This is a genomic window from Rhodococcus sp. IEGM 1330 (assembly GCF_033142445.1).
GTDB lineage: Bacteria > Actinomycetota > Actinomycetes > Mycobacteriales > Mycobacteriaceae > Rhodococcoides.
This window is the reverse complement of the sequence record NZ_JAWLSB010000003.1, coordinates 433,594-451,839: the sequence shown is the minus strand read 5'-3', so window position 1 is coordinate 451,839 and position 18,246 is coordinate 433,594. Positions and strand designations below refer to the sequence as shown.

The window sequence follows — 18,246 nt, the reverse complement described above, 5'->3', positions numbered from 1 at the left end:
TTACCGGATCAATGTGAGATTCAGTCGCTCAGACTGCAACAAAGCCACATTGATCCCAACGGGGACGGGCGGGCACCCCCCGGGGGGGGTGGGAGGGCACTCAAGCGTCCGCGTCCGCTCCGAGGAGTGCGGTGATCATGCCCGGTGCCAGGGCGACGGCGGGTAGGGCGTTGACGTTGAGGTCGATGAGTTCGTCGCGGGTGATGTGTGGATCCCGAAGCCAGGTGATGGTCGCTTCTTCGACGAAGGCGATCCAACCGCGGACGGCGAGGTCGATGGTGGGGGTCACGACCATATCGAGTCCGGCGAGTTGGACGAGGGTGCGCTCGGCCATGGTGGTGCGGGTCTGCTCGAACACCTCGCGCATCAGGGGATCTCCGCTCGCGGTACCGCGGAGCAGGGAGATGAAGGTGTCGCGCTTCTCGGCGACGTAATCGACGTAGTTGGCGATGGAGTCGCGCAGGATTTCGAAGGGTTCGAGTTCGGGGTCGGGAGCAGTGCGCTCGATCATCGACCGGGATGCCTCGCGAACTATTTCGAGGTGAAACTCCTGCTTGGAGGAAAAGTAGTGGAACAGTAGACCTCGGGAGACGCCTGCCTGGTCTGCGATGTCCTCGACGGAGATCTGTTCGAGGGGTCGGTCGGCGAGCATCTCGGTACCGAGCTCGATCAGTTGGGCTCGCCGTTGCTCAGGACTGAGTCTGGTCCTCTTCGTGGTCGGTGTGCCGGGACTGTTCACGAACGCCATGCAACCACCCTACTGAATATTAGTCAATAACTATTGACTCACACTCAATAAGCTTCTACGCTCCCCTACATGAGTCTTCCCGTAACAGATACTTCGGACCGTGCAACGACGCCGCGTCACGTCGATACGCTGATCATCGGCAGCGGATTCGCCGGCCTCGGTGCCGCGATCAAGCTGACGAAGGCAGGCAAGAAGGACTTCGTCGTCATCGAACGCGGCCACGACGTCGGCGGCACCTGGCGCGACAACACCTACCCCGGTGCCGCCTGCGACGTGCCGTCGCACCTGTACTCCTACTCGTTCGCGCTGAACCCGGACTGGACGCGCTCGTTCTCCACGCAGCCCGAAATCCAGAAGTACATCGCCGGGGTGGCGCGCAAGTACGGCGTCATGGACAAGCACGTGTTCGGTACGGATGTGACCTCGGCTCGCTGGAACGCCGACACGAGCCGCTGGGACGTCGAGACCACCACCGGCAACTACACCGCGAAGATCGTCGTCTCGGCCGTCGGCGCGCTGTGTGAGCCGAACCTGCCCGACATCAAGGGAATCCACGACTTCAAAGGCGACGTCTTCCACTCCGCACAGTGGAATCACGATGTCTCGCTCGCCGGCAAGCGCGTTGCCGTCATCGGCACCGGCGCGTCCGCGATTCAGATCGTGCCCGCCATCGCAGGCCAGGTGGAGCACCTCGACGTGTACCAGCGCACGGCACCGTGGATCCTCCCCCGCGCCGATCGCCCGTACACCAAGCTCGAGCGCTTCGCCTTCAAGCACGTTCCCGGTTTCCAGCGCCTCTCGCGCACCGGCATCTACGCGATGCGCGAGACCCAGGTCGTCGGGCTGGCCAAGGCCCCGGCCTTCATGAAGCCGCTGCAGTGGGCGTCGGAGAACCACCTGCGCACCCAGATCAAGGACAAGGCGTTGCGCGCCAAGGTCACCCCGAACTTCCGCATCGGCTGCAAGCGCATGTTGATCTCGAACGCGTACTACCCGGCACTCGCTCAGAGCAACGTCGACCTCGTCACCGACGGCATCGCCGAGGTTCGCGAGGGATCCATCGTCACCAAGGACGGCACCGAGCGCCCGATCGATGCGCTCGTCGTCGCCACCGGCTTCCACGTCACCGACTCCCCCGCTTACCACGGCATCACCGGCAAGGACGGCCGCACACTGGCCGAAACCTTCGAGGACGGCGGACAGCAGGGCTACAAGGGCGCGGCGGTCGCGAACTTCCCCAACATGTTCTTCCTGGTGGGCCCCAACACCGGCCTCGGACACACCTCGATGGTCTTCATGATCGAGTCGCAGATCAACTACTTGGTCGACGCCCTGAACACCATCGACAAGCACGACATCGGCACCATCGAGGTGCGCAAGGACGTGCAGGACGAATACAACGTGACGCTGCAGGATCAGCTCGCCAAGAGCGTCTGGATGAACGGCGGGTGCGCCAGCTGGTACCTCGACAAGCACGGCAACAACACGACGCTGTGGCCGGGCTTCACCTTCGAATTCCGCAGAATCACCAGGAACTTCGATCTCGATGCGTACCGTAGCGTCGCTACCGCAGACCTGCCCTCCGGATCGTCGGCGAACAAATCCGCCGGCAACAACACAGACAAGGTGTCCGCACGATGAGCACATTCACAGGCAAGGTGGCCGTCGTCACCGGCGCGGGCTCGGGAATCGGCCGCGCGCTGGCCCTAGAGCTGGCCGGACGCGGCGCGAAGTTGGCACTGTCCGACGTCGACACCGCCGGACTCGACGAGACCGTTCGACGGGTCGAGGCGTTGGGTGCCGAGGTCAAATCGGATTTCTTGGATGTTTCCCAGCGCGAGACCGTGCTGGATTACGCCGAGGCCGTCGTCGCGCATTTCGGCAAGGTCAACCAGATCTACAACAACGCCGGTATCGCTTACCACGGTGACGTCGACAAGTCCTCGTTCAAGGACATCGAGCGCATCGTCGACGTCGATTTCTGGGGAGTCGTCAACGGCACCAAGGCTTTTTTGCCACACATCCAGGCTTCCGGCGACGGCCACATCATCAACATCTCGAGCCTCTTCGGCTTGCTGGCCATGCCGTCTCAGTCGGCATACAACGCCGCGAAGTTCGCCGTTCGAGGGTTCAGCGAGTCGCTCCGGATGGAAATGCTGATCTCCAAGGCACCGGTGAAGGTGACCGTGGTGCACCCCGGCGGCATCAAGACCGCCATCGCCCGCAACGCGACCGTCGCGGAGAACTTCGACCAGGCCGACGTCGCCAAGTTCTTCGACAGCAAGCTCGCCAAGACCACCCCGATCGACGCGGCGAAGACCATCCTCAAGGGCGTCGAGAAGGGTAAGGGTCGTGTGCTCATCGGGTCCGACGCCATTGCGCTGGATCTGCTGCAGCGCATCACCGGCTCCCGGTACCAGGGCCTCATCGCTGCGGTGTCCAAGCGCGCGCTGCCGCGCACGAAGAAGTAGGCGGGTCGCGTCGTGAAAGCCTTCTACGTTCCCCTGCCGATCGTCGCGGCAGCGCTGAAGCCCTTCTATCGCCTCGCCCTGAATCCGCGCCTGTCTTTCCGGGTGCAGCGGGCCCTCCTCGAGGCTGCGGCTCCGGCGCAGACGCTTCCGCACGGAACGGTCTCGCAGAAGCTGACGCTCGCCGGGCGGCGAGCAGAGCGCATCACCGTCGGGGCAACCGAACGTGACACCGCGATCCTGTACCTGCACGGCGGCGCGTACACGATCGGATCGATCAACACGCACCGCTCACTGGCTGCGCACCTGGCCAGGGAATCGGCCAGCGCGGTCTACGTGCTCGACTACCGGTTGGCACCGGAGAATCCGTACCCGGCAGGTCTGGACGACGCAGTGGCGGCGTTCCGTGAGCTGGTCCGATCCCACGGATTCGCCGCGAACCGCATCGCCATTGCCGGCGACTCGGCCGGTGGAGGCCTGACGGTGGCCACCGCCCGGCGTCTGGTGGACGACGGAACCAGTCCGGCCGCCCTCGGCCTGATCTCGCCGTGGGTCGATCCCGGAGCGCGCGACGCACCCAAGGACCGCGATCTCGTGGTCAACACCGGGTGGTCGTACAGCTCGGCCGATGCCTACCTGGGCGCGGGCGATCCGCTCGATCAGGGCTTCGCCCCACTCCTGGGAAACCTGGACGGCCTACCGCCGATCGTGATGCACGTCGGCACCGACGAGGTGTTGTACGCGCAGATCACCGCGTTCGCGGACAAGCTGCGACTGTCCGGCGTGGAGCTCGAACACGTGGAATACAAGAAGCTCTGGCACGTCGCCCATCTACAGGCGTCGATCCTGCGGGAGGCGGCTCAGGCCGTCCATCACATGGGCTCGTACCTGGGCCGCAAGGTCAGGGCAACGCCGTCGGGAACCGTGTCACAAGTTGCGCTCACCGAGCCAGCGGCCGGCGACCTCGCCTGACGGAACGCCGTTGCGGACCTCGCCGATCATGTCGGCGAGGTCCGCAGTCGTCAGCTCCCCCGCCACCACGGAAAACGACCTCAGAGCACTCTCGCTGAGTACTCCGTTGGCATAGAGCGGAACCACGTTCTGCGCGGGATACACATGGTCGTCGTCGGGCAGCGTGGTCAGATCCTTCGCCAGCGGGCCGAACGACGCGGTGCGAATCGCCAGTACGTCGACCTCCCCGGAGTTCAACCCGTCGACGGCGGACTGCGCATCGGCATACGGGGTCATGTCGGTGAACGACGCCCCTGTGAACGTAGGACTCCTCGTGCCTTCCGCAATGACGTCCATCGGATCGACCTGGCCGTCCACGATTCCCACGGCCCTTTCCTCGCGCCCCAGGAACTCGGTCACCGTCTCGTCGCCCGATTCAGTGCCCGACGCCACGGCGATGGCAAGTCGGTCTTCGGCGGTGGCGTAATCCCCCACCGACAGGCCGGCCGGCAGTGATCGGTTCAGTTCCGTGTACACGTCCTCGGCCTCGGTTGCCGCGGACAGAGTGTCGAAGGTGCGCAGCAGCTCTCCGGTCAGGTCGGGAACCATCGTCACCTCACCGCGGTCGAGCGCCGCGAGGTAATCGGCCCGATTGCCCAGGTCTTCCTTCACCGAGACGTCCGCTCCCGTCGACCGCAGTCCCCCGGCGTAGATCTGCGCGAGCAGACCCGACAGGTCCGAGCTGCCCGCTCCGACGACGACAGGCACGGCAGCAGGGTCGGTCGACGTGTCAGCACTGCAACCGCCGACCAGTCCGGCGATCGACATCATCAGGGCCGCTGCCAGAACCGACGATCGCACTGTCATTTTCTCCTGTTCACTGCACGGGTGGTTTACCGATCTCGGCCGCGGGGCACTAGTGCGAACGAGACGGTAGTCGAACCAACCTTATGGGCACGCGGAATTCGACTACCATCCCGAGCAGCCCGAGTCCTGGTTCCTTCGATGCCCCCGCACCGCGAGTGGGGTCGAAGGAGATGGGTAGGACTGTGCCCGAACCGATGGAAGGACACCATGACCACCTCCCGAATCACGCGCGCGTTCTCCGCTCCGAGGGCAGTGGCAGCCGTTGCCGCACTCGCTCTCTCGGTCACCGCTCTGACCGCCTGCGGCGGAAATTCGGATCCACTGTCCAGCGGTGGCGGCGAGAGCAACAGCGACACCAACTCGATCATCATCGGCTCGGCCAACTTCCCCGAGTCCGAGACCGTGGCGAACATCTACGCCGAGGCCTTGCGCGCCAACGGTTTCGAGGTGAGCACCAAGCTCAACATCGGCAGCCGTGAGGCCTACATTCCCGCAGTGCGAGACGGGTCGATCGACCTGATCCCCGACTACACCGGAAACCTGCTGCAGTACTTGGACGAATCCGCGACCGCCACGTCCTCCGAGGACGTCCTGGCCGCATTGCCTGCGGCTCTGGGCGACGACCTCACCGTGACAGCGCAGGCACCGGGAGAGGACAAGGACGCCGTCGTCGTCACTCGCCAGACCGCCACCGAGCGCAACCTCACCACCATCGGCGACCTCGCGCCGTTCTCCTCCGAGGTGACCTTCGCCGGTACCCCGGAGTTCCAGGAGCGCGTCGGCGGTCTGCCCGGTCTGCGAGACAAGTACGGCCTGGACATCTCGGCCGGCAACTACATTCCGATCTCCGACGGCGGCGGCCCGGCCACTGTCGAGGCACTCGTCTCCGGGCAGGTCGTCGCGGCGGACATCTTCACCACCGCGCCCTCGATCGCACAGAACGATCTCGTCGTCCTCGAGGACCCGGAGAACAATTTCGCTGCCCAGAACATCATTCCTGTGCTACGTACAACCAAGCAGTCGGACAAGCTCACTCAGGTGCTCGACGCCGTGTCGGCACAGATCACCACCGAAGAGCTCATCGCACTGAACACCTCGGTCTCGGGTGACGAGAAGGTCGAGCCGGCAGCGGCAGCAGCGGCGTGGGTCAAGGCCAAGGGTCTGGACCAGCCGGTCAGCTGATGATCACCTTCGAGCACGTCAACAAGACATATCCGCGCATTGGGGGTCGTTCCGCAGGCTCCACTCCCGCCGGCACCACGGCGGTCGACTCCTTGGACCTGGTGATCGAGCCACACTCGTTCACCGTGTTCGTGGGGCCGTCCGGCTGCGGCAAGACCACGTCGATGCGCATGATCAATCGCATGATCGCTCCCACCTCGGGTGTGATCACGGTCGACGGCCGCAACATCGCAGACATCGACGCGGTGAAGCTGCGCCGCGGCATCGGTTACGTCATTCAGAGTGCCGGGTTGTTGCCGCACCGCACCGTCGTCGACAACGTCGCCACCGTGCCGGTACTCAACGGCGAATCGCGTCGCGCTGCACGCAAGGCCGCGCTCGACGTCCTCGAGCGCGTCGGCCTGGACCCGGCATTCGCCTCGCGCTATCCAGCGCAACTGTCCGGCGGGCAGCAACAGCGGGTGGGCGTGGCCCGCGCGCTGGCCGCCGACCCACCGATCCTGCTGATGGACGAGCCCTTCAGCGCGGTGGACCCGGTGGTTCGTGAAGAACTGCAGATCGAGATGCTGCGCCTCCAGGCCGATCTGAAGAAGACGATCGTCTTCGTCACCCACGACATCGACGAAGCCGTCCGGCTCGGTGATCGCATCGCGGTCTTCGGACCACAGGGCCGACTGCAGCAGTACGACAAGCCGGAGACCGTACTCGCCGCCCCGGCAACGTCATTCGTGGCGTCGTTCGTCGGCCGCGATCGCGGCTACCGCGGGCTGTCGTTTCGCTCGGCGCAGGCGGTGACCATGCACCCGATCCACACGGCGACGCAGGACGAGATCCACGGCCTCCGACTGGACCAGGGGCAGTGGGTCCTCGTCGTCGACGAGCAGCGGCGTCCACTCGGGTGGATCGACGCGACCGGAGTCGAGAAGGTGCGCGACGGCCGCAGCATCGACGACAGCACCGCGGCGGGCGGTTCTCTGTTCCTCGAGGGCGGCGATCTCCGTCAGGCACTCGACGCGGCGATCTCCTCGCCGTCGGGAATCGGTGTCGCGGTCGATGCATCCGGGGCGGCGGTGGGTAGCGTCGACGGTGCCGAAATCCTCGAACACCTGGCTGCGCAACGTAAGTCGGAGGACTCCGAGCGCAACCGGCACCACTTCCTCTCCAGCGGGGACACCGAGCAGTGACCTGGCTGTTGGACAACTTCGATGTGGTTCTCGGCTACACGAAGACGCACCTGTATCTCTCGCTCGTCCCGCTGCTGGTCGGGCTGCTCATCGCCATCCCGGTCGGCACCCTCATCCGGAACACGAAGTGGGTTCGCCGAATCACGTTGACGGTGGCCAGTATTGCGTTCACCCTTCCGTCGCTCGCACTGTTCGTCACCATCCCGGCGGTGGTCGGTCTGCCCGTGCTCGATCCGTTGAACGTCGTGATCGCGCTGGCGGTGTACTCGACGGCGCTGCTGGTGCGCGCTGTGCCCGAGGCGCTCGATTCGGTACCGTTCGCCGTCGTCGATTCCGCTCAGGCCATGGGCTACTCGACCTTGCGGCGCGCGGTGACCGTCGAACTCCCGCTCTCGCTTCCGGTGCTCATCGCCAACATTCGCGTCGTGACGGTCACCAACATTTCGTTGGTCTCGGTGGGCTCGGTGATCGGAATCGGTGGCCTCGGTCAACTCTTCACCCAGGGTTACCAGCGCGACTATCCCGATCAGATCTTCGCGGGCATCATCTCGATCGTGTTCCTGGCGTTGGTGTTCGACGCGGCCCTGTACCTCCTGGGCCGTCGACTCACACCGTGGACGCGACTCGGCTCGGGCTCGCCGAAGAAGAAGGCACGCGCATGAACCTGTTCTCGGAAGCCTTCTCGTACATACTCGACGGCGGAAACTGGGCCGGTCCCACAGGAATCGGCGCACGACTGATCGAACACATGTGGTACAGCCTGCTGGCAGTGTTGCTTTCGGCTGTCGTCGCAGTACCCATCGGTCTGCTCATCGGTCACCTGCGCCGCGGTGAGGCCGTCGTCGTCGGACTGGTCAACGCGCTGCGGTCGCTGCCGACCCTCGGCATTCTCGTGTTTCTGGTTCTGGTGATCGGATTGGGTCTGATCCCACCGATCATCGCGCTGGTGCTGCTCGGCATTCCTCCGCTGTTGGCCGGCACGTACTCCGGCATCGCCAACGTCGACGCCAACGTCGTCGACGCCGCCCGCGCGATGGGGATGACCGAGACCCAAGTGCTGTTTCGGGTAGAGATCCCCAACGCGCTGCCTCTGATCCTCGGCGGATTGCGCAACACCACCCTGCAGATCATCGCCACTGCGACCGTCGCTGCCTACGTCAACCTCGGTGGGCTCGGCCGCTACATCTTCGACGGGCTCGCGCTCTACGACTACGGCCGCGTTCTCGTCGGCGCGATCCTGGTGGCACTGCTGACCCTGATCGTCGACGGCCTTCTCGCCCTCGCGGTGTGGACGTCCGTTCCGGGAACCGGTCGCTTGCGGCGGATGCCGACCGGACTCGCGAAAGTCTGACTCGTCCCACAACGAAAGACACCGGCGAACCGCAGGCCCGGGTGGGGCCGAGTTCGCCGGTGTTTCTTTCCGTTTTCCTACGCGACGCCCTCGGCTCGCGCTGCTGCCGCAACTGCGTCCGCAACGGCCGGGGCGACACGAGGATCGAGTGGGCTGGGCACGATTTTGTCCGCAGCCAACTCGTCGCCGAGAACCGAGAGGATTGCCTCGGCAGCGGCGAGCTTCATGCCTTCGGTGATGCGGCGGGCACCTGCGTCGAGCGCGCCCTTGAACACACCGGGGAAGGCGAGAACATTGTTGATCTGGTTCGGGAAGTCGCTGCGTCCGGTCGCGACGATGGCTGCGTACTTCCTCGCCACCTCCGGATGGATCTCCGGATCCGGGTTGGACAGCGCGAACACGATGGAGTCCGCGGCCATCGAAGCGATGTAGCTCTCGTCGACCTTGCCCGCGGACAGACCGAGGAACACGTCGGCTCCGGCCAGGGCGTCGGCCGCTCCGCCGGACAGTGCACGCGGGTTGGTGCGCGCAGCGAGATCGGTCTTGACGCTGGTGAGATCCATGCGATCGGCGGAGACGATCCCCTTCGAGTCCAGCACCACCACGTCCCGGATGCCGGCCAGGAGGAGCATGTTGGCGCACGCGACGCCTGCTGCCCCGGCACCGGAGATGACGACCTTCAGTTCGGAGGTGTTGCGGCCCTGAACCTTCGCGGCCCCGTTGAGCGCGGCGAGGACGACGATGGCGGTGCCGTGTTGGTCGTCGTGCATGACCGGGCATTCGAGCGCCTCGATGACGCGGCGTTCGATCTCGAAACAGCGCGGTGCCGAGATGTCTTCGAGGTTGACGGCACCAAAGCTGTGCCGCAACCGCACGATGGTGTCGACGATTTCGTCGACGTCGTTGGTGTCGAGCACGATCGGAATGGAGTCGAGGCCCGCGAACTTCTTGAACAGTGCGGCCTTGCCTTCCATCACCGGCAACGACGCACGAGGACCGATGTCGCCCAGGCCGAGCACTGCGGAGCCGTCGGAGATGACGGCGACGAGGCGATCGGTCCAGGTGTATCGCTTGGCCAGCGAGGCATCGGCGGCGATGGCGCGGCTGACCTGGGCCACTCCGGGGGTGTAGGCGATCGAGAGATCGCGCTGCGTGTCGAGTGGCGCTGCCAACTCGACCGACAGCTTCCCGCCGAGATGCCCGGCGAAGATCTCCTCGTCGGTGATCGCCGCCGGCCCGGCCGGTGCGGTGTGTGTTGCTGCGGTGTCTTCGACTGCCGTCACGGTGAAAGCTCCTCGCACTGTCGACCTCGACCAGCAAGGCGACGAAATGTCAACGAAGTGAGTGGGTGGAAATGAGGGCCGTCGGAGTGCGCCAGTGCTGGCTGCAAACTGCCGAGAGCGTGTCTCGCATGTGAGGCGGGTGCGCCTGCACGATCAGCGATGGGCTGTAGCCCTGTCGGTGCCCCAGTGTGCCATATCGCCGCCCCACCTGACCACAGAGTCAGGAACGGGTACTCACTGCCACTACCGCTTCTACTGCCACCATTGTGTCCACAGGACGAGGCCGGTGGCGACGAAGACCACGATCGCCCCGAGAACAGCCGAGAATCCGCGACGGTGATCGGTGATGCGCTGAGCGATCACGGCAACGACAGCGGCGACGATATGGGCGGCAACCGAGAGACCACCCGGACCGGGGAAGCCGCGGGAGTGGCCCAGATACTGCGTGACGGCGACGCCGATGGCGAGCACCACCAGTCCCGCGGTGACGATGCCGCTGAGCCCGCGCAGGAATCGGAGCCCGGCCCCTGCCCCGGTCATCCGCCGGCCACGAATCCGCGAACCGAATCCGCGATCAACTGCACCGCGATGGCGGCGAGCAACAGACCGGCGATGCGTGCCAACAGCGAGATCCCGCCCTCTCCGAGGAGCCGGATCAGCGCCGTCGAGAATCGCAGCACCAGGAAGAACAGAACATGAATGGTGATGATGCCCAACGCAATTGCCAAAAACGAGCCGACGTCACCGTCGGCCTGGCTGACGTAGACGATCACCGCGGCAATGGCACCGGGGCCGGCCATGAGCGGAGTCCCGAGCGGCACGAGTGCCACGTTGACGTCCTCCGCGGCGGTGTCTCCGCCCGCGCCCTTTCCGGTGAGCAGCGACAACGCGATGAGCAGCAGCAGCAACCCGCCTGCGCCCTGCAGTGCCGGGATGCCGATGTGCAGGTAGCTCAGGATCGCCTGGCCGCCGATCGCGAACACCGAGATGACGGTCAGTGAGACCGCGGGGGCCTGCCACGCGGCCTTGTTGCGTGCTTCTTTGCTCTTGCGGCCCACCAACGACAGGAACACCGGGATCGCGCCAGGTGGGTCCATGATGACGAACAGGGTGATCAACACCGTCAGATAGAGCGTCACGTCGAATGTCATGGCCGTGCCGCCGCAACCAGACGGTCGTATTGCTCTGGGGCAGTGGTGTATTCGCCCAACTTCACCGTCTTGTTGGTGCCGTGGTAATCCGAGGATCCCGTGACGATCAGGTCCAGTTCCGCGGCGAGATCGGCCATCACCGCGGTGTCCTCCGGCGAGTGATCCATGTGATGAACCTCCACTCCGCCGAGCCCCGACGGCACCAGCTCTCGAACCTGGTCCAAGTCGAGTATTCGGCCGCGAGCACGGGCGCGGGCATGCGCGAGCACGCTCACCCCGCCGGCTGCCGCGATCATCTGCACTGCGGCCTCGAGCGGAGTGTCCGTCTTCTCCACGTAGTACTTGCCGCTGGTCGCCAACGGACCGGCGAACGCGGCGTTCATGTCCGGGACGTAACCGGCGTCGATCAGCGCACGGCCGAGATGGGGTCGCCCGGCCGCGGCACCGGCCGAGGCCAGCACCGCGTCGGGATCGATCGGCAGACCGTCCGCCGCCATCTTCTCGGCGATGGCACGCAATCGAGTGACCCGCTCGCCGCGCAACCGAGCGCGCTCGCCCGCGAACGCCTCGTTCGCGGGGTCGAACAGATACGCCAGCAGGTGCACCGGAACCGGTTCGCCGTCCTCACCGCGTCCGGTGCACGAGAGTTCCATGCCGCGCACGAGCGTGAGACCGGTCGGCAGTGCGGAGGCCGCTTCGTCCCATCCCGAGGTGGTGTCGTGGTCGGTCAGAGCCACCACCGACAATCCCGCCTCGGCTGCGGCGTGGACCAGCTCGGCCGGGCTGTCGGTGCCGTCGGACGCCGTCGAGTGGGTGTGGAGATCGATGAGCACCTTCGACAGTGTTCCAGGCCCACTCTCTCGTCGTTTTGCTGGCGTACGATTGCCCGCCATGCCGTCCCTTCCACCACGCCCGTCGCTGCCGTCCCTGCATCGACGATCGGCCAAGGCCGGTCCCGAGCCGACACCGCGCATTCCGGTGCCCACGGCCCGCGCGATCGTCGACTGCGCGGTCTACGTCGACGGTGCTCGACTGCCCGGCAGGTTCACCCACACCTCGGCCATCGCGGAGGTGCGTGCCCGCGGCGAAGGATTCGTGTGGGTCGGTCTGCATGCACCCGACGACCAGCAGATGAGCGCGATCGCCCAGTGTTACGGCCTGCACGAGCTGATGGTCGAGGACACCGTGCACGCCCATCAGAGGCCCAAGCTCGAGCGGTACGACGACGTCGCGTTCCTGGTGCTGCGCACGGTGAAGTACGTCGAGCACGAGTCGGTGACGACCGCCAACGAGATCGTCGAGAGCGGCGAGATCATGGTGATGGTCGGCCGTGACTTCGTCATCACCGTCCGGCACGGGGAGCATTCGGGGTTGGCCGGCGTGCGTCAGCGCCTCGAGGAGAACCCCGAACAGCTCGCACTCGGTCCTTCGGCAGTACTGCACGCGGTGGCCGACCACGTCGTCGACGAGTACCTCGCGGTGACCGACTCGATCGAGCGAGACGTCGACGGCATGGAGGAGGAAGTGTTCTCGCCGCACCACCACGTGCCCATCGAGAACATCTACCTCCTCAAGCGGGAGGTCGTCGAGCTTCGCCGTTCGGTGACACCGCTGTCGACGCCGTTGGCACGTCTGGTGCAGGAGCCGAGCGTCCCCAAGGCGGTGCGACGCTACCTGCGCGACGTGCAGGATCATCACACGACCGTCGCCGAACGCATCTCCGAGTACGACGAGGTGCTCAGCTCACTGGTCGATGCCGCGCTGGCCAGGGTTACGATGCAGCAGAACCTGGACATGCGCAAGATCTCGTCGTGGGTGGCGATCGCTGCTGTGCCGACGATGGTCGCGGGCATCTACGGAATGAACTTCGACAACATGCCCGAGTTGCACTGGACGTACGGATACCACCTGACGGTCGCGGTCGTGTTGTGCGTGTGTATCGGGCTGTGGCGGACGTTCCACAAGAACAACTGGCTCTAGCAACGTTCGCAGATTGGACATCGTCCAACAGAGTTGGACGGTTGTCGGTGATTACCCCGACCCCTTTCGGGAGGCGAGCCCGCCGGTTCCTACCGGATGAGACTGCAGAAGCCCTGCATTGTCGTCCGGAAGGGATCGATGAGAATCCGCTCACTGGTAATGGCATCGGCCATCGCCGTGCTGTCCACGGTGGTACCGGGAACCGCATCGGACGGGGGCAACCCCGATCCAGGTCCCGTGCTGACCGTCGAACCGGCCGCCCTCGACCACGCCCTCACATGCACCACCGATCTGCACGACGCCACCCGCGATCCGGTCCTGCTCGCCCCGGCCTTCGCCACCGATCAGCAATCCTTCGGCTGGAACTATCTGCAATCACTGCCCGCCGCAGGGATACCGGTGTGCAGCCTCTCCCTTCCCGACGAGGGGTACGGCGACCTGCAGATCGCCGCCCAGTACGTGGTGCATGCGGTCCGCACCATGGCCGCCGACAGCGGTCGCCAGGTCGTCATGATGGGTCACCAGCACGGTCCACTGGACGAGCTCTGGGCGTTGACGTTCTGGCCGGATCTGCCCGCTCTGGTGTCGGATGTCATCTCGCTCGCCACCCCGTACAACGGCACCGACTCGGCGCGCTCGGGATGTGACGACTCGCAGGAGTGCCCGCCGGCGAACTGGCAGATCGCCACGGGATCGACGTTCCTCACCTCGCTGGCGGCGCGTCCGTTGCCGGACGGGCCCAGTTACACCTCGATCCACACGAAATTCGACCAATTGATCTATCCGCAACCGCACGCCAGCAACCTCGCCGGAGCCGCCAACTTCGCCGTACAAGACGTCTGTCCGCTCCGGCCCGTCGAACACTTCACGATTCTCGGCGACAACGTGGCCTACAACATCGTCCTCGATGCGCTCGACCACGAGGGACCTGCTGTCCGCGAACGCATCTCGAACAACCTGTGCTTCACGGCCACCATGCCGAATCTGCGCTACGACGCTCGTGCCGCGATCACCGGACTGAAGTATCTGGCCCAGGTACCCCGGCACCTCATCGAGGATTCCGTCACCGCCGAACCGGAATTGGCGTCCTACGCGCGGTGAATGGGCGTCAGAGACTGGCCGCGGACCGGTTCGGATCGCGCACGTCGATCCCTGCCTCGGCCCAGGCCTCACGCAGGGCGGCGGCACCACGTAACCGCACCCATGCGGCCTCGGTACCGGTCAACGGCACGGCAGCCAGAAAGCGAACCGGATCGTAGGGCTCGGGCAGCGTCAGATCACCGATATCGCTGATGCCGAGCAGCACCGCGGTGAACGGCGCGTTGGTCCACAGTGGCTCGCCCAGGTCGAGCAGCGCATCCTCGACGAGCACGACGCCCTCCACCGCGGGAGAGGCAGCGAGCACGGCCAGGGACTTGTGCACGCCCGACGCCACGCCTGCCCCACCGCGGAGAGTCAGCACCAGTTCGGCTCGGGGGCCGCGCGAGGGATCGGCGACGAGTTCGTTGGGATCGGCCATGGGGTGACGAGAACAGCCGAGACTGACGTACCGGACCACGTCGGAGTCCGCGCCGAATCTCAGCACGTCCAGCGACTCGAGGCCGAGGAATGTCACCGACGCCGACGACGGATTTTCGTCGCCGATCTCGGTCACCAGATGTGCGCGTACCGCTGCAATGACACTGTCGCTCACGTGGCCCATCCAACACTGTCGCTCACCTGACCCATCCAACACCCCCGATGCCCGAGAAGTCCGTTCGGAGGTACCACCGCACCGGAGGTGGGTACCGTCGTACCCGTGGTCTCCGTTCTCGCAGTTGCCGACGAAACGATCGAATCCCTGTGGAGTCCGCAGGTGAAGTCGCTCGGAGTCGACCTGATTCTCGGCGCGGGCGACCTCCCGTTCGATTACCTCGAATACCTCACCGATGCGTTGAACGCACCGTGTGTGTTCGTGCCGGGCAATCATGACGCGGACCTCACCGGATACTCGGCCGGGCGCGCAGGCTGGATGCGAGCCGGGCTGCCCGCTACCTGGCCCGGACCGGTCGGTGCCGTCAACGTCGATCGTCGGATCGTGTCCGCGGCAGGCGTGCGGATCGCCGGTCTCGGCGGGTCCATCCGCTACAACGGTGGGCCCAATCAGTGGACCCAACGGCAGCAGCGACGGCGATCGCGCACCCTGACCCGGACCTTCGCGTGGCATCGCAACGTGCGCAAGGATCTTCGGCCCGTCGACATTCTGCTCACCCACAGTCCACCGCTCGGCGTCGGCGACGACACCGACCCCGCGCACATCGGCTTCGACTGCCTCGACGAGGTGACGCGTCGACTCTCCCCACAGTTGTTGTTGCACGGCCATATTCATCCGCACGGTCACACCCCGGACGATCTGACCCTGCACGGCGCGACGGTGATCAACACCGTCGGATACACCCTTCTCGAGATCGAACCGGGCGGCGAGAGACCGGATTTCGAGACACCGAAGATCGTGAGGCGCAGACATGGCACGTGACACCGGATTCCCGGCCGCCGATGCGGAGAACGACTTCACCCGCCAGCGCCGACGCGCCGACGTCGCACGTCTGGTCGGGTGGCTGCGTCGTCAACCCGACGACGTCAACACCATCCTGCCGTTCGACGAGGTGGTCGCCGCCCTCGGCAAAGTGGGCGAGCGTCACCTCGGTCTGCAGGTCATTCGCGTCGAGACCATCGTCGGCAGTGTCGATCGCACTCGCGATTTCGACCGCTTCTTCCGGCCGACGTCAGCGCGCATCCGCGAACGCTGGCAGCGACTCGCGGCTGCTCAGCGCCGCGGCGAGGCGATGCCGCCGATTCAGGTGTATCGCATCGGTGGCATGCACTTCGTCGTCGACGGTCATCACCGAGTCTCCATCGCCTTCGCCATGCACCGGACGTCGATCGACGCCGTCGTCACCGAGATCATCACACGCATCTCACCCGAGGGCATCACCCGACGCGGCGACCTGCTGATCAAGGATCACCGACGCATCTTCCTCAGTCGAGTGCCGTTGGTGGGCCGGGCCCGCGAGGCCGTACAGGTCACCGACCCCTTCGACTACGCCCAACTGAGCGAATCGGTGGAGGCGTGGGGATTTCGGTTGATGCAGGAGGTCGGGGAATTCGTCGACCGCGGTACCGTTGCGCGACGTTGGTTCGGTGAGGAGTACCTACCGGTGGTGCGCATGGTGCGCGCTGCGGAGATCCTCGAGGACCGCACCGACGCCGAGGCGTACCTGTGGATGAGCCGGGAGCGTTACCGCCTGGTGCGCGAACACGTGTGGAACGACGAGATCGTCAGCGAACTGCGTCAGCAGGCGCTGAGAAAAGCCCCGAAGCAGTGACGACGAGCTGCTGATCGTTTCCTGGGAACTGCCAGACTCGGGGGCGGCGGCAGCCGCGTGAGCGCGGTGAACACCGCCGAACAGCAGGTCGTCCACCTTGGCAGGACACTCGTAATCTGCTGGGAGGTAGCGCTTTCCCCTTACGCGGATCGATCCACCCGACCTAACGTCGTGCAGGTAGGAACCACGACGAAAGGGAACACATGAACACCCGAAAGATTCTCACCCGAGCAGCAGTAACCGGAGCCCTCGTAGCCGTACCCCTGGTCGCAGTTGCGGGCACCGCCTCGGCCGATCCGATTCAACCGAATCAGAACAACACGCAGTATCAGCAGCAGCAGTACCAGCCTCAAGAATTCGAGCTCCCCGAGCTGTTCCCACAGGCACCGGCACCTCAGCTGCAGAACCCGGCTCCGAACGTGGTGCCGTTCAACTTCTTCCAGGGCTACCAGCTGCCGAGCACGGGCTCTGCGTTCTGAGCCTGCGGCATGTGCGCGGAACTTCGTAGCCCACTACGAGTTTCCGCGCACATGCACGCAGCGCTCTACAGCGTCAGGTTCGCACCCGAAGCCTGGTCGAACACCGAGATCTTCGCGGGGTCGAACCACAGTTCCACCTGACCACCCTCGGCGGCCTTGGACTCGGCGGCGAGACGAGCAACCACTTGCGCGCCACCGAGATCGGCGATACCCGCATCCGCTGCGAGCTCCTGCAGCTCGCTGGATTCGACCCGCGCACCCTTGAGCGTGAAGTAGACGTACTTGTCGCTGCCCATCGATTCGAGCACATCGACGGTGGCGGTGAAGGTCGCACCGCTCATCTTCTGATAGCCGTCGATCAGAGCTGCGTCCTCGAAGTGCTCGGGACGAATGCCCACGACCACCTCGCGGCCCGGGTTCTTGGCCTTGATCGAGTCCATCCGCTCGAGCGGGATGTCGATCTCACCGAGTGCGGTGGACACACCGTTCGAGGTGAGCTGTCCCGGAACGAAATTCATCGAGGGCGATCCGATGAAGCCGCCCACGAACAGGTTTCGCGGCTTGTCGTAGAGCTGCTGCGGTGAGCCGATCTGCTGCACCAACCCGCCGCGCAGCACCACGACGCGATCGCCGAGGGTCATGGCCTCGGTCTGATCGTGCGTGACGTACACGGTGGTGGTGCCGAGCCGCTTCTGCAGACGCGAGATCTCGGCGCGAGTCTGCACGCGCAGCTTCGCGTCGAGGTTGGACAGCGGCTCGTCCATCAGGAACGCCTTGGGGGTACGAACGATGGCGCGGCCCATGGCAACTCGCTGACGCTGACCACCGGAGAGGTTCGCCGGCTTGCGGTCGAGGTGCTGACTGAGGTCGAGGATCTTGGCTGCCTCTTCGACCTTGCTGTTGATCTCCGACTTCGAGAGCTTCGCGAGCGTCAGCGGGAAGGCGATGTTCTGACGCACCGTCATGTGCGGGTACAGCGCGTACGACTGGAACACCATCGCGATGTCGCGATCCTTTGGTGCCTTCTCGTTGACGCGCTCCCCCGCGATGCGCAGCTCGCCGGACGAGATGTCCTCGAGACCGGCGATCATGTTGAGGGTCGTGGACTTTCCGCAACCGGACGGCCCGACGAGGATGATGAATTCGCCGTCGGCGATGGTGATGTCGACGTCGCTGACCGCGGCGGCGCCGTCGGGGTAGAGCTTGGTGACTTTGTCGAGAACGATTTCGGCCATGA

At 65.2% G+C, this 18,246-nt stretch carries 20 protein-coding genes; 12 read left to right on the top strand and 8 right to left on the bottom strand.

Annotated features, from left to right (window positions below; all coding sequences use genetic code 11):
* Window positions 1–100: 100 nt before the first annotated feature.
* Window positions 101–748, bottom strand: a complete 648-nt coding sequence (locus R4P57_RS10350) for a TetR/AcrR family transcriptional regulator (protein ID WP_317802728.1) — start codon at window positions 746–748, stop codon at window positions 101–103.
* 69 nt (window positions 749–817) lie between these two features.
* On the opposite strand from R4P57_RS10350, the gene R4P57_RS10345 reads away from it, so the two are divergent.
* The 3 genes from R4P57_RS10345 to R4P57_RS10335 are packed head-to-tail and all read left to right on the top strand — an operon-like array spanning window position 818 to window position 4,188.
* Window positions 818–2,389, top strand: coding sequence for an NAD(P)/FAD-dependent oxidoreductase (locus tag R4P57_RS10345; protein ID WP_317802727.1), 1,572 nt, complete (start codon window positions 818–820; stop codon window positions 2,387–2,389).
* Window positions 2,386–3,219, top strand: coding sequence for an SDR family NAD(P)-dependent oxidoreductase (locus R4P57_RS10340; RefSeq protein WP_068053168.1), 834 nt, complete (start codon window positions 2,386–2,388; stop codon window positions 3,217–3,219). The genes R4P57_RS10345 and R4P57_RS10340 overlap by 4 nt, the downstream gene beginning before the upstream one ends.
* A gap of 12 nt (window positions 3,220–3,231) precedes the next feature.
* Complete coding sequence (locus tag R4P57_RS10335) at window positions 3,232–4,188, top strand: alpha/beta hydrolase (RefSeq protein WP_317802726.1); 957 nt, start codon at window positions 3,232–3,234, stop codon at window positions 4,186–4,188.
* On the opposite strand, the gene R4P57_RS10330 is transcribed toward R4P57_RS10335, so the two are convergent.
* Window positions 4,144–5,034 (bottom strand): glycine betaine ABC transporter substrate-binding protein, encoded by an 891-nt coding sequence (locus R4P57_RS10330; RefSeq protein WP_317802725.1) that lies wholly within the window; start codon window positions 5,032–5,034, stop codon window positions 4,144–4,146. The two genes, R4P57_RS10335 and R4P57_RS10330, sit on opposite strands and share 45 nt — an antisense overlap.
* A gap of 207 nt (window positions 5,035–5,241) precedes the next feature.
* On the opposite strand from R4P57_RS10330, the gene R4P57_RS10325 reads away from it, so the two are divergent.
* From R4P57_RS10325 to R4P57_RS10310, 4 genes are read left to right on the top strand one after another with little or no spacing between them, the layout of a single operon-like run.
* Entirely contained in the window at window positions 5,242–6,216 is a 975-nt protein-coding gene (locus R4P57_RS10325) for an ABC transporter substrate-binding protein (protein WP_317802724.1), read from the top strand.
* On the top strand, window positions 6,216–7,400 hold the full coding sequence (locus tag R4P57_RS10320; protein ID WP_317802723.1) for an ABC transporter ATP-binding protein: 1,185 nt from the start codon (window positions 6,216–6,218) through the stop codon (window positions 7,398–7,400). The genes R4P57_RS10325 and R4P57_RS10320 overlap by 1 nt, the downstream gene beginning before the upstream one ends.
* Entirely contained in the window at window positions 7,397–8,062 is a 666-nt protein-coding gene (locus R4P57_RS10315; protein ID WP_317802722.1) for an ABC transporter permease, read from the top strand. The genes R4P57_RS10320 and R4P57_RS10315 overlap by 4 nt, the downstream gene beginning before the upstream one ends.
* Window positions 8,059–8,751: an ABC transporter permease gene (locus R4P57_RS10310; RefSeq protein ID WP_317802808.1), complete on the top strand. Its 693-nt coding sequence runs from the start codon at window positions 8,059–8,061 to the stop codon at window positions 8,749–8,751. Before R4P57_RS10315 ends, R4P57_RS10310 begins: the two co-directional genes overlap by 4 nt.
* A gap of 77 nt (window positions 8,752–8,828) precedes the next feature.
* Here the strand turns inward: R4P57_RS10310 and R4P57_RS10305 are convergent, their stop codons facing one another.
* The 4 genes from R4P57_RS10305 to R4P57_RS10290 form a co-directional block, all read right to left on the bottom strand.
* Window positions 8,829–10,034 carry an NADP-dependent malic enzyme gene (locus R4P57_RS10305; protein WP_317802721.1) on the bottom strand — a complete coding sequence of 402 codons (1,206 nt, stop codon included), beginning with the start codon at window positions 10,032–10,034 and terminating at the stop codon, window positions 8,829–8,831.
* 252 nt (window positions 10,035–10,286) lie between these two features.
* A complete protein-coding gene (locus R4P57_RS10300) occupies window positions 10,287–10,574 on the bottom strand; it encodes a hypothetical protein (protein ID WP_317802720.1) in 288 nt (95 codons plus the stop codon).
* A complete protein-coding gene (locus R4P57_RS10295; RefSeq protein ID WP_094633854.1) occupies window positions 10,571–11,185 on the bottom strand; it encodes a MarC family protein in 615 nt (204 codons plus the stop codon). The genes R4P57_RS10300 and R4P57_RS10295 overlap by 4 nt, the downstream gene beginning before the upstream one ends.
* Window positions 11,182–12,018, bottom strand: a complete 837-nt coding sequence (locus tag R4P57_RS10290; protein WP_317802719.1) for a PHP domain-containing protein — start codon at window positions 12,016–12,018, stop codon at window positions 11,182–11,184. Before R4P57_RS10290 ends, R4P57_RS10295 begins: the two co-directional genes overlap by 4 nt.
* Before the next feature lie 58 nt (window positions 12,019–12,076).
* Between R4P57_RS10290 and R4P57_RS10285 the strand changes: the two genes are divergently transcribed.
* Together R4P57_RS10285 and R4P57_RS10280 are read left to right on the top strand one after the other, a co-directional pair.
* Window positions 12,077–13,165, top strand: coding sequence for a magnesium and cobalt transport protein CorA (locus R4P57_RS10285; RefSeq protein WP_317802718.1), 1,089 nt, complete (start codon window positions 12,077–12,079; stop codon window positions 13,163–13,165).
* Window positions 13,166–13,303: 138 nt separating this feature from the next.
* Window positions 13,304–14,266 carry a lipase gene (locus tag R4P57_RS10280; RefSeq protein ID WP_317802717.1) on the top strand — a complete coding sequence of 321 codons (963 nt, stop codon included), beginning with the start codon at window positions 13,304–13,306 and terminating at the stop codon, window positions 14,264–14,266.
* 7 nt (window positions 14,267–14,273) lie between these two features.
* Here the strand turns inward: R4P57_RS10280 and R4P57_RS10275 are convergent, their stop codons facing one another.
* Entirely contained in the window at window positions 14,274–14,867 is a 594-nt protein-coding gene (locus R4P57_RS10275; RefSeq protein WP_317802716.1) for a suppressor of fused domain protein, read from the bottom strand.
* Window positions 14,868–14,963: 96 nt separating this feature from the next.
* Between R4P57_RS10275 and R4P57_RS10270 the strand changes: the two genes are divergently transcribed.
* The 3 genes from R4P57_RS10270 to R4P57_RS10260 all read left to right on the top strand — a co-directional run bounded on the left by R4P57_RS10270 (window position 14,964) and on the right by R4P57_RS10260 (window position 17,009).
* Window positions 14,964–15,680: a metallophosphoesterase gene (locus tag R4P57_RS10270; protein ID WP_317802715.1), complete on the top strand. Its 717-nt coding sequence runs from the start codon at window positions 14,964–14,966 to the stop codon at window positions 15,678–15,680.
* On the top strand, window positions 15,670–16,530 hold the full coding sequence (locus tag R4P57_RS10265) for a chromosome partitioning protein ParB (protein WP_317802714.1): 861 nt from the start codon (window positions 15,670–15,672) through the stop codon (window positions 16,528–16,530). The genes R4P57_RS10270 and R4P57_RS10265 overlap by 11 nt, the downstream gene beginning before the upstream one ends.
* A 203-nt stretch (window positions 16,531–16,733) precedes the next feature.
* A complete protein-coding gene (locus R4P57_RS10260) occupies window positions 16,734–17,009 on the top strand; it encodes a hypothetical protein (RefSeq protein WP_317802713.1) in 276 nt (91 codons plus the stop codon).
* Window positions 17,010–17,074: 65 nt separating this feature from the next.
* On the opposite strand, the gene R4P57_RS10255 is transcribed toward R4P57_RS10260, so the two are convergent.
* Complete coding sequence (locus R4P57_RS10255; RefSeq protein WP_317802712.1) at window positions 17,075–18,244, bottom strand: sn-glycerol-3-phosphate ABC transporter ATP-binding protein UgpC; 1,170 nt, start codon at window positions 18,242–18,244, stop codon at window positions 17,075–17,077.
* Between the last annotated feature and the right edge of the window lie 2 nt (window positions 18,245–18,246).

What these genes read in the sequence shown, in the direction of transcription:
- R4P57_RS10350 (WP_317802728.1), bottom strand. Translation starts at nt 748, where the DNA reads ATGGCGTTCGTGAACAGTCCCGGCACACCGACCACGAAGAGGACCAGA.
- R4P57_RS10345 (WP_317802727.1), top strand. Translation starts at nt 818, where the DNA reads ATGAGTCTTCCCGTAACAGATACTTCGGACCGTGCAACGACGCCGCGT.
- R4P57_RS10340 (WP_068053168.1), top strand. Translation starts at nt 2,386, where the DNA reads ATGAGCACATTCACAGGCAAGGTGGCCGTCGTCACCGGCGCGGGCTCG.
- R4P57_RS10330 (WP_317802725.1), bottom strand. Translation starts at nt 5,034, where the DNA reads ATGACAGTGCGATCGTCGGTTCTGGCAGCGGCCCTGATGATGTCGATC.
- R4P57_RS10325 (WP_317802724.1), top strand. Translation starts at nt 5,242, where the DNA reads ATGACCACCTCCCGAATCACGCGCGCGTTCTCCGCTCCGAGGGCAGTG.
- R4P57_RS10320 (WP_317802723.1), top strand. Translation starts at nt 6,216, where the DNA reads ATGATCACCTTCGAGCACGTCAACAAGACATATCCGCGCATTGGGGGT.
- R4P57_RS10310 (WP_317802808.1), top strand. Translation starts at nt 8,059, where the DNA reads ATGAACCTGTTCTCGGAAGCCTTCTCGTACATACTCGACGGCGGAAAC.
- R4P57_RS10300 (WP_317802720.1), bottom strand. Translation starts at nt 10,574, where the DNA reads ATGACCGGGGCAGGGGCCGGGCTCCGATTCCTGCGCGGGCTCAGCGGC.
- R4P57_RS10295 (WP_094633854.1), bottom strand. Translation starts at nt 11,185, where the DNA reads ATGACATTCGACGTGACGCTCTATCTGACGGTGTTGATCACCCTGTTC.
- R4P57_RS10285 (WP_317802718.1), top strand. Translation starts at nt 12,077, where the DNA reads ATGCCGTCCCTTCCACCACGCCCGTCGCTGCCGTCCCTGCATCGACGA.
- R4P57_RS10280 (WP_317802717.1), top strand. Translation starts at nt 13,304, where the DNA reads ATGAGAATCCGCTCACTGGTAATGGCATCGGCCATCGCCGTGCTGTCC.
- R4P57_RS10275 (WP_317802716.1), bottom strand. Translation starts at nt 14,867, where the DNA reads ATGGGCCACGTGAGCGACAGTGTCATTGCAGCGGTACGCGCACATCTG.
- R4P57_RS10265 (WP_317802714.1), top strand. Translation starts at nt 15,670, where the DNA reads ATGGCACGTGACACCGGATTCCCGGCCGCCGATGCGGAGAACGACTTC.
- R4P57_RS10260 (WP_317802713.1), top strand. Translation starts at nt 16,734, where the DNA reads ATGAACACCCGAAAGATTCTCACCCGAGCAGCAGTAACCGGAGCCCTC.
- R4P57_RS10255 (WP_317802712.1), bottom strand. Translation starts at nt 18,244, where the DNA reads ATGGCCGAAATCGTTCTCGACAAAGTCACCAAGCTCTACCCCGACGGC.